A 12,563-nucleotide genomic window follows, 5' to 3' on the forward strand; every position below is an offset into this window, starting at 1 on the left:
TCGCCACCTCGTTACGTCTGCAAAAATACTAGCAGCTTCGGCGGACAAACTTGATGACATTAATGTCATCAAACGGCCATGGCGCTGACCCAATGGCTCAACCATGCTTACCCGGCAAACTCATTTCAGGAGAACGTTATGATTACCCGTCATCGTATAGCCGGTTTACTGTTGTCCACCTTGCTGCTGTCCAGCGGCCTGGCCGCCGCCGCCCAAACGCCGGGCAAGGTTATCGCGCCGCTGCGCGGCACCATCAGCCAGGTGGCCGACGGCAATCTGCAGCTGACCGATCGCAAGGGTGAGACGCTCAGCGTCAAGCTGAACGATCAGACCAAAGTGCTCAGCGTGTCCAAGGCCACGCTGGACGACATCAAACCGGACAGCTTTATCGGCACCGCCGCCGTGCCGCAGCCGGACGGCACGCTCAAAGCGCTGGAGGTGCACGTGTTCGCCGCCAGCCTGCGCGGCACCGGCGAAGGGCACTCGGCCTGGGAATCCGCCGACGGCAAAGTGGACACCATGACCAACGGCACCGTCGGCAAACTGGTGAAATCCAACGGCCGCACCCTGACCGTCACCTACGGCAACCAGCAGAAAACCGTCGTCGTGCCGGAAGACGTGCCGATCGTGACGCTGGATCCGGGCGATTTGAGCCTGCTGAAGCCGGGCGTGCACATCGTGCTGTTCTCCGCCGTCAACGATAAGGGCGAGCGCGTCGCCACCCGCATATCCGCCGGCAAAGACGGCACCGTACCGCCGATGTAACCGGAGAAAGCCATGAAAACCAACGCGTCGCGGCCGGTGCATCGCTGGCCGGTTCGAATCACTCATTGGATCAACCTGTTCGCCATGGTGTGCATGTTTATGAGCGGCTGGGAGATCTATAACGCCTCGCCGCTGTTCGATTTCCGCTTTCCGCCGCAGATGACGCTGGGCGGTTGGCTGGGCGGCGCGATTGGTTGGCATTTGGCGGTGATGTGGCTAATGGCGCTCAACGCCGCCTGCTATCTGCTGTGGAGCCTGTTCAGCGGCCATTTTCGCCGCGATCTGTTGCCGCTTCGCGTCGGCGCGCTGCGGCAGGATATCTGGCTGGCGTTGACGCTGCGCCTGCGCCACCGGCATGGCCACTACAACGCCATTCAAAAGCTGATGTATCTCGGCGTGCTGGCGCTGGGCCTATTGCTGGTGCTGTCCGGCCTGGCGATTTGGAAGCCGGTTCAGCTGCAGGGATTGGTCGCCCTGTTTGGCGGCTTCGATTTCGCGCGCTACGTGCATTTCTTCGCCATGGTCGGCATTGGCCTGTTCGTGGCGATCCACGTCTTTATGGTGATCGTCGTGCCCAAAACGCTGTGGGCGATGATAACGGGTGGCAAACATGAATGAGAAAAAGCCGCGGGCAACCGCGCCAAAACTGGAACCGGACCAAAAAAAGCAGCTGGTCAATCTGCAGCGCCGCCTGATGCTGCGCTCCGGCCTGACGCTGGGCGGCATCGCCATGCTCACCGGTTGCAACCTGCAAGACGGCGATCGGGTGGATAAGGTGCTGTGGGCCATGTCGCGCTGGAACGACCGGGTGCAGGCCTGGCTGTTCAGCGGCCAGCGGCTGGCGCAAACTTACCGGCCCGATCAGATTACCCAGCCTTTCCCCTTCAACGCGTTTTACCCGGAATACAACGTCCCCGAGATCGATCTAGCCGGCTACCGGCTAGAGGTCGCGGGGAAAGTGGAAAAAAAAGCGCCCTGGACGCTGGAACAGCTGCAGCGGCTGCCGCAGCAAAGCCAGATCACGCGTCTGATCTGCATTGAGGGCTGGAGCGCCATCGGCCAATGGGGCGGCGTGCCGCTGCGCACCTTTCTGCAGCACGTCGGGGCGGACCTGAATGCCGGTTACGTCGGCTTCAAATGCGCCGATCGCTACTACTCCAGCCTCGACATGGCCACCGCGCTGCATCCGCAGACCATTCTGGCGCTGGATTTCGGCGGCAAGGCGCTGCCGGCGGACTATGGCTACCCGCTGCGGCTACGGGTGCCCACCAAGCTGGGGTTCAAAAACGCCAAACATATCGCCGCCATCTTCGTCAGCGACGTCAATCCGGGCGGCTATTGGGAAGATCAGGGCTACAACTGGTTCAGCGGCATTTAGTTTTGCGCGGCGCTGCGCATAAGCTCCATCGGCGGCTGGAGGATCTTCTCCGCCGCAGTTAATAATCGGTTCGTCACAAAGGGGATAACTATAGGAAAAATAATAGTAAAAAGGATTTCATCATGGAGATTGATGTGAGGGAGATCAATGCGCGACCGGCCACAGAGTATAGATACCGAATAACGGTTTATAAAAATGCAGGCGCTGCTGCTGCGTATTACCTTGATTTTAAAAAAGCGACGTTAAGGATGCGTCAATGGCTTATTGGGGCTTATCCCACCTCGGAAATATTGGACAATGCGTATGCCATTGAACTGTATGATGTAAAAGCATTGGAAGTCCGCGCCGAAGTAGCCAGATCCTTATTTGATACCTATACCAGGATGGCGTACAGCCGATATGAACGAGAACAACTCTTCATTAATGGCATTGATCTGGCGATCGTCACCTTTGTTGCGCAATACCAAGCGAGATTGGTTTTCAGCGTACCGCTCAGGCCGGCATTAGCCAGAATTTATGACTCGCTCTTGAAAAAACACGCGCGTCGCGTACATTATTTGTACAACCAGGAGCTTATTGAGGACGGATTATATGTCATCGAAATCCCGCCTGTTAACGGCAGAATCCCACCCAACCCCTATGAGCATGAAGGAACGGCACCAAAAAGAGATGCAAGCTTTCCACGAAGAATGGGCGGAACAAAGGCGCCGCGAATGGCGTGAACGCGGCGGCATTGAAGCAAGTGAACCGCCCGCACGTGGCATCGATACCGAACTTTCATCCTGACTCCGGTTCGTTCTTACTCTTCTTCCCCTGCCGTCAGCAACGCAAGCCCAGCTTGCTCGATTGCCTCCCGCGCGGCGGCGGGCAGCCCCTCGTCGGTAATGACGGCGTCAAAGGCGGCGATCGGCAGCGCCAGGTAGGTCGCGATCTTGCCGTATTTCGAGGTGTCGCTGAGCAGAATGCAGCGGCGGCTGGCCTCGACGATGGCCTTCTTTACCATCACCTTGTCTTCGTTCGGCGTCGACAGGCCGCGCATGCTCCACGAAGAGGCGGAGATAAACGCCAGATCGATAAACAGACCGCGCAGCGCCTGCGCCGCCGCTTCGCCGACGCAGGAGCGGTTTTCCCGGCACACAGTGCCGCCGGTGTGGATGATTCTGCATTGGCTGTGTTCGATCAGAAAGCCGGCGATGACAAAGTCGTTGGTCACCACCGTCAAATCGTCACGTTCACCGATCTGCTTCGCCAGCGCCAGCGTGGTGGTGCCGGCATCCAGATAAATACAGCTATTGGCGGGAATTTGCCGCGCCGCCAGCCGGCCGATGGCGATTTTCTGCCGGCTGAACATCCCCTCTTTGGCCTGGTGCGAAGGTTCGCTCGCCACCCGCTCGGGCGCCTGCACGCCGCCCGAGACCGACTGCACCGCGCCCTGTTCCTCCAGCTTTTGCAAATCGCGGCGGATCGTCATATGCGACACCCCCAGCCGTTCGGTCAGCTCGGCAATGCTGACGACGCCGCGTTCGGATACCAGCGCAAGAATTTGTTGATGGCGTTCTACAGGTATCACGGTTCCCTCTCGTTGCTGCGGTGATAATAATTGTGATTTTACGTCAATTTTCGTTCGCCGATAGCCCTAATTTTTCGCGGCGTGACGGCGCGCGCAGTGACGCCAGAAAAACATAAACTTATTTAAAAACATAACAATAATGTTGATGCAGGCCAGAAACCGTACGAAGAATTCGTCTCACGCATTGTTAATTATTGTGATATCGATCGCGGATAAACGGCCGTCAAGCGCTTACATTTAACACAACAAAACAAATTATCACTAAAATTAACAGGAGTGCAGTATGACACACCCAGGGAATTATGCCGTCTGCGTCATTGGGCTGGGCGCGATGGGCATGGGCGCGGCGCGTTCGTGCCTCCGCGCCGGATTGACCACCTACGGGGCGGACCTGAATCCGCAGGCGCTGGCGGCGCTGCAACAGGCCGGCGCAAAACACGCGTCTACCAGCGCGCGCGACTTCGCCGCCGAACTGGACGCCGTGCTGCTGCTGGTGGTGAACGCCGCCCAGGTGAAGCAGATCCTGTTCGGCGAACAAGGCCTGGCGCCAAAGCTCAAGCCGGGCACCGCGGTGATGGTCTCTTCGACCATTTCCGCCGATGACGCCAAACAGATCGAGCAACGGCTGCTGGACTACGGGCTGCCGATGCTGGATGCGCCGGTTTCCGGCGGAGCGGCCAAGGCGGAGGAAGGCCAGATGACGGTGATGGCCGCTGGCGCCGACGCCACCTTCGAGCGCCTGCAACCCGTGCTGGACGCCATCGCCGGCAAGGTTTACCGCATCGGCGAGGCGATCGGCCTGGGCGCGACGGTTAAAATCATCCACCAGCTGTTGGCCGGGGTGCACATCGCCGCCGGAGCGGAAGCCATGGCGCTGGCCGCCCGCGCCGGCATCCCGCTGGACGTGATGTACGACGTGGTCACCCATGCCGCCGGCAACTCCTGGATGTTCGAAAATCGCATGCGCCACGTGGTCGACGGCGACTATGCGCCCAAATCGGCGGTGGATATCTTCGTCAAGGATCTGGGGCTGGTGGCCGATACCGCCAAGGCGCTGCACTTCCCGCTGCCGCTGGCCTCCACCGCCTTCACCATGTTTACCGCCGCCAGCAACGCCGGTTACGGTAAAGAAGACGACAGTGCGGTAATCAAAATCTTTGCCGGCATCGATTTGCCGCAGAAAAAGGAGGCAATCTGATGCTGCTCGGCGTAATCGCGGATGATTTTACCGGCGCGACCGATATCGCCAGTTTTCTGGTGCAAAACGGCCTGCCGACGGTGCAGTTGAACGGCGTGCCGCAAGACGAAACGCCGGTCAGTGCGCAGGCGGCGGTCATCAGCCTGAAATCGCGCTCCTGCCCGGCAGAGCAGGCGGTCGAACTGTCGTTGCAGGCGTTGGCCTGGCTGCAAAAACAGGGCTGCCGCCAGTTCTACTTCAAATACTGCTCCACTTTCGACAGCACCGCGCAGGGCAATATCGGCCCGGTGACCGACGCCCTGCTCGCCGCGCTGGGGGAAAGTTTCACTGTGGTATCTCCGGCGTTGCCGATAAACGGCCGCACGGTCTATCAGGGCCACCTGTTCGTCGGGGAACAGCTGCTGTCCGAATCCGGCATGCGTCATCACCCGGTCACGCCGATGACCGACAGCAACCTGCTGCGCCTGATGGAATCCCAGGCCACCGGGCGCTGCGGGCTGGTGACGGCGGCGGAAATGGATCGCGGCGCCGGGGCGGTCAGCGAGAAACTGCGGCAATTGGCGCAGGAAGGCGTGCGCTACGCGGTGCTGGATACGCTCAACGAACGGCATCTGCTCAGCCAGGGCGAAGCGTTGAAAACGATGAAGCTGGTGACAGGCGGTTCGGGCCTGGCGATCGGCCTGGCGCGGCAGTGGGCGCAGAACGGCGAGCGTTCGGCAGAGGCGGCCGGCGCGCCGCAGGGCGAGAAAGCGGCGGTGCTGTCCGGTTCTTGCTCCGTCATGACTAACCGGCAGGTGGCGCACTACCGCGAACGCGCGGCGGCGCAGGCCATCGATATCGGCCGCTGTCTCGATCCGCAGGCGCGCGCCGCCTACGCCGCCGAGCTGGCGCATTGGGCGCAGCGTCACGCCGGGGAGGCGCTTGCCCCGCTGATCTACGCCACCGCAGCGCCGGAAGCGCTGCAGCAAACGCAACGGCAGTACGGTAGCGCCGCCAGCGAGGCGGTGGAGGCGTTGTTCGCCGAGCTGGTAGTGCAACTGCGCCAGTTGGGATTCAGCCGCTTTATCGTCGCCGGCGGCGAAACCTCCGGCGTGGTCACGCAGGCGCTGGGCATTCGCGGCTTCCATATCGGCCCCAGCATTTCCCCCGGCGTTCCCTGGGTGCGCGCCAGCGATCGGGCCATTTCCCTGGCATTGAAATCAGGCAATTTTGGCGATGAAGCCTTCTTCGCGCGCGCGCAAACGGAGTTTCCAGTATGACCACGACCATCGAACAGCAGGCACGAGAAGAGATGGTGCGCCTGGGCGCCTCGTTTTTCCAACGCGGTTACGCCACCGGCTCAGCCGGCAACCTCTCGCTGTTGCTGCCGGACGGCGCGCTGCTGGCGACGCCGACCGGCTCCTGTCTCGGCGAGCTGCAGGCCGACCGCCTGTCTAAAGTGAGCCTGAACGGCGACTGGCTGTCCGGCGACAAGCCGTCGAAAGAGATCAGCTTTCACCGCGCGCTGTATCTGAACAACCCGGAATGCAAAGCGGTGGTGCACCTGCATTGCACCTACCTCACGGCGCTCTCTTGCCTGCAGGGGCTGGACGTCGACAACGCCATCAAACCGTTCACCCCCTATGTGGTGATGCGCGTCGGCAAGGTGCCGGTGGTGCCCTACTATCGCCCCGGCGACGAAAGGCTGGCGCAGGATCTGGCCCGCCTGGCGCCCACCCACCGCGCCTTTTTGCTGGCCAACCACGGGCCGGTGGTGACGGGTAAAGACCTGCGAGCGGCGGCGGACAATACCGAAGAGATGGAAGATGCGGCGCGGCTGATCTTCACCCTCGGCGATCGTCCGATCCGCTATTTGACCGATGATGAAATTGCCGAATTACGGAGCTGACCCATGCCTAAATTTGCCGCCAATTTATCGATGATGTTTAACGAAGTGCCGTTCCTCGAGCGCTTCGCCGCCGCTGCCGAACAAGGCTTCAACGCGGTGGAGTTCCTGTTCCCTTACGAGCATCCCGCCGAGCTGTTGGCGGAAAAACTGCGCGAACACGGCCTGCAACAGGTGCTGTTCAACACCGCGCCCGGCGATGTCGCCGCCGGCGAATGGGGGCTGGCGGCGCTGCCGGGCCGCGAGCAGGATGCGCGCGCCGATATCGATCGCGCGCTGGCCTACGCCATCGCCCTCGCCTGCCCCTGCGTGCACCTGATGGCCGGCGTGGTGCCCGCGGGCGCGGACCGGCAGCGTTATCTCGACACCTTTATCGCCAATGCGCGCTATGCCGCCGACGCCTTCGCCCCGCACGGCGTCAAGGTGCTGATCGAAGCGCTCAGCCCACCGGTCAAGCCCGACTACCTGTTCGCCAGTCAATATCAGGCGGCGGAGGCGGTGGCGGCTATCGAGAGACCGAACGTGTTCATTCAGTTCGACTTTTTCCACGCGCAGTTAGTAGATGGCAATATCAGCGGGTTGCTGGAAACGCTGGCCGGGCGCTACGCGCATATCCAGATAGCCTCGGTGCCGGATCGCCATGAGCCGGATGACGGCGAACTGAATTACCCGTGGCTGTTCGACAGGCTGGATGCGCTCGGTTATCAAGGCTGGGTAGGTTGCGAATACCGGCCGCGCGGCGACACCGCCGCCGGGCTCGGCTGGCTGAAACCTTACCGCTAACGCCGTCGCCGACACCAGGAAATCGATTTTATAACAATGAAACGCACCCGTATCGCCACGCGGCGATCGCGGTGCCCAACGCTTACCCAACGAAAGGCTTTTTTCATGTCTACCTCTCTGCTGTTGCTGATTGCCGTTCTCGGCGTGGTGCTGCTGTTATTGATGGTCATCAAGGCGAAGGTGCAACCCTTTGTCGCGCTGTTGGTGGTCAGTCTGCTAGTGGCGTTGGCCAGCGGCATTCCGACCGGTGAAGTGATGAAAGTGATGACCGCCGGGATGGGCGGCGTGCTCGGCTCGGTGACCATCATCATCGGCCTGGGGGCGATGCTTGGCCGCATGATCGAACACTCGGGCGGCGCCGAGTCGCTGGCGCAGCGCTTCAGCCAGGGGCTGGGGCCGAAACGCACCGTCGCTGCGCTGACCCTCGCCGCGTTTATCCTCGGCATTCCGGTGTTCTTCGACGTCGGCTTTATCATTCTGGCGCCGATTATCTACGGCTTCGCCAAGGTCGCCAAAGTGTCGCCGCTGAAGTTCGGCCTGCCGATGGCCGGCGTGATGTTGACGGTCCACGTCGCGCTGCCGCCGCACCCCGGCCCGGTGGCCGCCGCCGGTTTGCTCAACGCCGACATCGGTTGGCTGACCATCATCGGCCTCGCGATCTGTATTCCGGTCGGCGCGATCGGCTATTTCGCCGCCAACTACCTCAACCGCAAAACCTATCCGTTATCGATAGAGGTGCTGGAACAGCTGCAGCTGGCGGCGCCGGAACCGCGTCCGGAAGGGCAAGCGCCGCTCAGCGATCGCATCAACCCGCCCGGCGCCGGGCTGGTGGCGGCGCTGATCGTCATCCCGATCGCCATCATCATGCTCGGCACCGTCTCCGCCACGCTGTTGCCTGCCGGCTCGGCGCTGCGCGATACGCTGTCGCTGCTGGGCTCGCCAGCGGTGGCGCTGATGATCGCCCTGCTGCTGGCCTTCTATTTCCTGGCGCTGCGCCGCGGCTGGAGCCTGCAACACGCCAGCGACGTGATGGGCGCTGCGCTGCCGACCGCCGCGGTGGTGATCCTGGTGACCGGCGCGGGCGGCGTGTTCGGCAAGGTGCTGGTGGAATCCGGCGTCGGCAAGGCGCTGGCGGAGGTGCTGACGGCCATCGGCCTGCCGCTGGTGCCCGCCGCCTTTATCATTTCGCTGGCGCTGCGCGCTTCGCAGGGATCCGCCACCGTGGCGATCCTGACCACCGGCGGCCTGTTGTCGGAGGCGGTCAGCGGCTTGAATCAGCTGCAGCTGGTGCTGGTGACGCTGGCGACCTGTTTCGGCGGGCTGGGGCTTTCCCACGTCAACGACTCCGGTTTTTGGATCGTCACGCGCTATCTGGGGCTGTCGGTGGCCGACGGCCTGAAAACCTGGACGGTGCTGACCACCCTGCTCGGCCTGAGCGGCTTTCTGTTCACCTGGCTGTTGTGGCTGGCGGTGTGATTTCTCTGGCATACTGAACGCCGTTGTTTTTCATCGCCTTTCACCCTGTGCAGGAGCAGCAACATGACCGTAATCAACACCGCGCCAACGCTTGTCACCGAACGCCTGCGGCTGGACGCGCACAGGCTGGACGACTTCGAGTCGCTGGCCGCCTTGTGGGCCGATCCGCTGGTGGTACGCTATATCGGCGGCACGCCGCGCGACCGGGAAGACTCCTGGGGGCGCCTGATGCGCTACGCCGGCCACTGGGCGCTGTTGGGGTATGGAAATTGGGCGGTGCGTGACAAACAGAACGGCGAGTACCTCGGCAGCATCGGCTTCTTCGACGGCCTGCGCGATATCACCCCGGCGCTCGACGCGCCGGAGATGGGCTGGACGCTGGTGAGTTCGGCGCACGGCAAAGGCTACGCCACCGAGGCACTGCGGGCGGCGCTGGCCTGGGGTAAAACGCACCTGCCGGGGGAGAAAACCGTCTGCATCATCTCGCCGGAAAACCAGGCTTCGCTGGCGCTGGCGAAAAAAGTCGGCTTTAGCGAAAGCCGCCGCAGCGAGTATCACCAGAGCCCGATCGTCGTGATGCATTGCCCGCTCTAAAACCTAACCGCGTTGCATCGCCAACGCCGTCTGAACAAAGTTGTCCCGCAGCGCGTCGGCGCGCTGCGGGTCCCAGGCGATACCGACCTGCCACTCCGTTTCCTCGCCGCTCAGCGGTAAAATATCGATGCCGGCCGGCGCGATATGCGTGATGCTGTGCGGCAGCAGCGCAACGCCGACGCCGGCGGCGACCAGCGCCAACAGCGTCTGAATATCGCCGGCCTGCTGCACCACGTTAGGCGTCAAGCGGTGAGCGGCGATAAACCGCAGCGACTGATCGCTCAGCCCGCGCCCGCGCTTCGGAGTCAACTGCAACAGCGGCAGCTGATTGAAACGCGCCATCAGATCGTCGGCGCGCAGCGCCAGCGCGCCCGGCGCGGCCAGCACCAACCGGTCACTCAGCATTGCCACGCCGCACAGCGGCGTATTGACCGGCAAACGCACGAACCCCGCCTGCAACTCCCCCTGTAACAGCAACTGATACTGCCGCTCCGACGGGATGTCCTCCAGGCCGATCGCCACCTCGGGAAACCGTTGGCGAAAAGCCGCCACCAGCTGCGGCGCCAGATGAAAGCTGGAGAGGCCAAATCCCAGCGCCAGCAGCCCCGCTTCCCCGAGCGCCACCCGCCGGGCGCGCCGCTGAAACTGCAGGTACTGTTCCACCAGCGCCTGCGCCTCCGGGTAGAGCCGCTGCCCGCCGGCGGTGAGCACCGCGCCCTGTCGGCCACGCTCGAACAATCGAACGCCGAGCTGGGTTTCCAGCGCCTGAATCTGCTTGCTCAGCGCCGGCTGGCTGATGCACAGCCGGCTCGCCGCCTGTCGATAGTTGCCCTGCTCGGCCAGCGCCACCAAGGCGCGCAGTTGTTTTATGTCCATTCCATCAGGTTATCAAATAGGGAATTTAATTGATTATACAGTAATCAATCCACCTGCTGTAATCAACGCAGACCCTAACCGGAGAGACACCATGACCATCTCATTGCGCGCCGCCACGGTGCAGTTCCAGCATCGCGCCAGCGATAAGAATTACAACCTGTCGATCATTGAGCGCTTTATCGCTCAGGCGGCCGAGCAGCAGGTACAGCTGCTGGCCTTCCCGGAAATGTGCATCACCGGCTATTGGCACGTGCGCCATCTGTCCGACGCCGAAGTGCGGGCGCTGGCGGAACCGATCGCCGCCAGCCCTTCGCTGGCGCGTATTCGCCCGCTGGCGGAGCGTTACAACATGGCGATCGGCGTCGGGCTGATCGAGCTGGGCGACGACGGCCGTTGCTACAACGCCTACGCCGTATGCCTGCCGGACGGCGCGCTGCATGTGCACCGTAAACTGCACGCCTTCGAACACCCGGCTATCGCCAGCGGCGATCGCTATACCGTATTCGACACCCCCTGGGGCGTGCGCGTGGGCGTATTGATCTGCTGGGACAACAATCTGGTGGAGAATGTGCGCGCAACGGCGCTGCTGGGCGCGGAGGTGTTGATGGCCCCGCACCAGACCGGCGGCACCCATTCGCGCAGCCCGCACGGCATGAAGCCGATCCCACAGGCGCTGTGGCAGCGGCGGGCGGAAGATCCGCAGGCGATAGAAGCCGCCTTTCGCGGCGAACACGGCCGCGGCTGGCTGATGCGCTGGCTGCCCTCGCGCGCTCACGACAACGGGCTGTTTTTGCTGTTCAGCAACGGCGTGGGCCGCGATGACGATGAGGTACGCACCGGCAATGCGATGATCCTCGATCCCTACGGCCGCATCGTGGCGGAGACCTGGGCGGCGGAAGACCGGATGGTCAGCGCCGATCTCGATCTGACGCTGATCCCGCTCAGCACCGGCCGCCGCTGGATTTACGGACGCCGCCCCGAGCTGTACGGTTTACTGACCGAACCGCAAGGCTATGAGCGCGATGCCCGCAGCGCACGCTTTTCGACGCAGCCGACGGGGCGCGGCGGCCAATGACAGATAAAAAAAATCCGCCCGAAGGCGGATTTTTTATCCGCGCGGCAACCTGTGCCGCGCATTCACGCCCGCAGGCATGAAGAAATCTTAGAAGCGGTAGCCTACGCCAACGTTCCAGCTGCCAACGTCCACGCTGCGGATGCGGCTCTGCTCGTAGCCAACGTCCAGGGCAACGTTTTCGATTGGGTTGAACTGCAGACCGGCACCGTAGGTGAAGCCGTAGTCGCTGTTGCCACCTTTGTTACCACCAGCCTGGGCGTTGTCGATGTTTTTGCCGTAGCCAACACCGATCACACCGTAGATGCTCGCCCAGTCGTTGAAGCGGTAAGCTGGACCTGCGGTGATGGAATCGTACTGAGATTTCTTGTAGAAACCGTTTTCAGAACGATTTTTTTCCAGGTGGGTGAAGGAGCCGATCACACCCAGTGGGTTGTTGTCGAACTCGTAACGGTATTTCAGGTTGAAACCGTCGGCCTTGTTAGCAACGCCTTGGAGATCACCCTGCGCATAGCCAGCGGATACGGTGCTCTGACCAGCGAATGCGGTACCTGCGCTAACTGCTAATACGCAAGCTGCTACTGCGGAAAGACATGCAATTTTTTTCATAACCACCTCAAACGCGTTTTATTATTAAGTACATCCATTTGTTCATGCTTTGAAAATATAACAAAAATTAGCGTGAAACTCTGCCTTGAAATGAGTGTCTAAAGCTTTATATCGTGTAACAGAAGATTTCAAGAACAGTGTATCTGCTTCTTTTCGCTCTATTTTCGGCCGTATTCTACGGCTTTCTGTGACAAAAATCACCAATTTAATATCCAGATAATTCTTAAGAAAAAGCGCACTTTTTGACCAAATCCGCCACATCTCATCCGAGGATCGGCGGATTTCACCGCGATGCGCGCTTTTCTCAGACAGATTTTCGCCATTTCATTTACACTGCTCGCATCCCCGTTTCGACCG

General features: G+C 61.4%; 14 protein-coding genes. 11 read left to right on the forward strand and 3 right to left on the reverse strand.

Annotation, left to right across the window (positions count from 1 at the left end; all coding sequences use genetic code 11):
- Window positions 1-138: 138 nt before the first annotated feature.
- From ACJ8HB_RS03850 to ACJ8HB_RS03865, 4 genes are all read left to right on the forward strand, one after another.
- Window positions 139-765, forward strand: coding sequence for a hypothetical protein (locus tag ACJ8HB_RS03850; RefSeq protein WP_033653393.1), 627 nt, complete (start codon window positions 139-141; stop codon window positions 763-765).
- A 12-nt stretch (window positions 766-777) separates the two neighbouring features.
- Window positions 778-1,383: a cytochrome b/b6 domain-containing protein gene (locus tag ACJ8HB_RS03855; protein ID WP_039566882.1), complete on the forward strand. Its 606-nt coding sequence runs from the start codon at window positions 778-780 to the stop codon at window positions 1,381-1,383.
- Complete coding sequence (locus ACJ8HB_RS03860) at window positions 1,376-2,143, forward strand: molybdopterin-dependent oxidoreductase (RefSeq protein ID WP_033637672.1); 768 nt, start codon at window positions 1,376-1,378, stop codon at window positions 2,141-2,143. Before ACJ8HB_RS03855 ends, ACJ8HB_RS03860 begins: the two co-directional genes overlap by 8 nt.
- A gap of 122 nt (window positions 2,144-2,265) precedes the next feature.
- The gene (locus tag ACJ8HB_RS03865; RefSeq protein WP_047568598.1) at window positions 2,266-2,865 is read left to right on the forward strand and encodes a hypothetical protein; all 600 of its coding nucleotides are present in this window, start codon (window positions 2,266-2,268) and stop codon (window positions 2,863-2,865) included.
- Window positions 2,866-2,942: 77 nt separating this feature from the next.
- Here the strand turns inward: ACJ8HB_RS03865 and ygbI are convergent, their stop codons facing one another.
- Window positions 2,943-3,713, reverse strand: coding sequence for a DNA-binding transcriptional repressor YgbI (ygbI, locus tag ACJ8HB_RS03870; protein WP_033637671.1), 771 nt, complete (start codon window positions 3,711-3,713; stop codon window positions 2,943-2,945).
- Window positions 3,714-3,996: 283 nt separating this feature from the next.
- Between ygbI and ltnD the strand changes: the two genes are divergently transcribed.
- From ltnD to ACJ8HB_RS03900, 6 genes are all read left to right on the forward strand, one after another.
- Window positions 3,997-4,911: an L-threonate dehydrogenase gene (gene ltnD / locus ACJ8HB_RS03875; RefSeq protein WP_033646860.1), complete on the forward strand. Its 915-nt coding sequence runs from the start codon at window positions 3,997-3,999 to the stop codon at window positions 4,909-4,911.
- Entirely contained in the window at window positions 4,911-6,170 is a 1,260-nt protein-coding gene (gene otnK / locus ACJ8HB_RS03880) for a 3-oxo-tetronate kinase (protein WP_080289896.1), read from the forward strand. Before ltnD ends, otnK begins: the two co-directional genes overlap by 1 nt.
- Window positions 6,167-6,799 carry a 3-oxo-tetronate 4-phosphate decarboxylase gene (otnC, locus tag ACJ8HB_RS03885; RefSeq protein WP_033637668.1) on the forward strand — a complete coding sequence of 211 codons (633 nt, stop codon included), beginning with the start codon at window positions 6,167-6,169 and terminating at the stop codon, window positions 6,797-6,799. Before otnK ends, otnC begins: the two co-directional genes overlap by 4 nt.
- A 3-nt stretch (window positions 6,800-6,802) precedes the next feature.
- The gene (locus ACJ8HB_RS03890) at window positions 6,803-7,579 is read left to right on the forward strand and encodes an HPr family phosphocarrier protein (RefSeq protein WP_047568602.1); all 777 of its coding nucleotides are present in this window, start codon (window positions 6,803-6,805) and stop codon (window positions 7,577-7,579) included.
- Window positions 7,580-7,684: 105 nt separating this feature from the next.
- A complete protein-coding gene (locus ACJ8HB_RS03895) occupies window positions 7,685-9,055 on the forward strand; it encodes a GntP family transporter (protein ID WP_033646865.1) in 1,371 nt (456 codons plus the stop codon).
- Between the two features lie 63 nt (window positions 9,056-9,118).
- Window positions 9,119-9,649, forward strand: coding sequence for a GNAT family N-acetyltransferase (locus tag ACJ8HB_RS03900; RefSeq protein WP_033646867.1), 531 nt, complete (start codon window positions 9,119-9,121; stop codon window positions 9,647-9,649).
- A gap of 3 nt (window positions 9,650-9,652) precedes the next feature.
- Here ACJ8HB_RS03900 and ACJ8HB_RS03905 read toward each other — a convergent pair whose 3' ends face one another.
- A complete protein-coding gene (locus ACJ8HB_RS03905; RefSeq protein ID WP_094859707.1) occupies window positions 9,653-10,525 on the reverse strand; it encodes a LysR family transcriptional regulator in 873 nt (290 codons plus the stop codon).
- A gap of 91 nt (window positions 10,526-10,616) precedes the next feature.
- Between ACJ8HB_RS03905 and ACJ8HB_RS03910 the strand changes: the two genes are divergently transcribed.
- Window positions 10,617-11,600, forward strand: a complete 984-nt coding sequence (locus ACJ8HB_RS03910) for a nitrilase family protein (RefSeq protein ID WP_094859706.1) — start codon at window positions 10,617-10,619, stop codon at window positions 11,598-11,600.
- Window positions 11,601-11,687: 87 nt separating this feature from the next.
- Here ACJ8HB_RS03910 and ompX read toward each other — a convergent pair whose 3' ends face one another.
- The gene (gene ompX, locus ACJ8HB_RS03915) at window positions 11,688-12,206 is read right to left on the reverse strand and encodes an outer membrane protein OmpX (protein ID WP_033637662.1); all 519 of its coding nucleotides are present in this window, start codon (window positions 12,204-12,206) and stop codon (window positions 11,688-11,690) included.
- Window positions 12,207-12,563 lie beyond the last annotated feature (357 nt).

This window comes from Serratia sp. CY27727, assembly GCF_052169275.1.
In the GTDB taxonomy this organism is placed as follows: domain Bacteria; phylum Pseudomonadota; class Gammaproteobacteria; order Enterobacterales; family Enterobacteriaceae; genus Serratia; species Serratia sarumanii.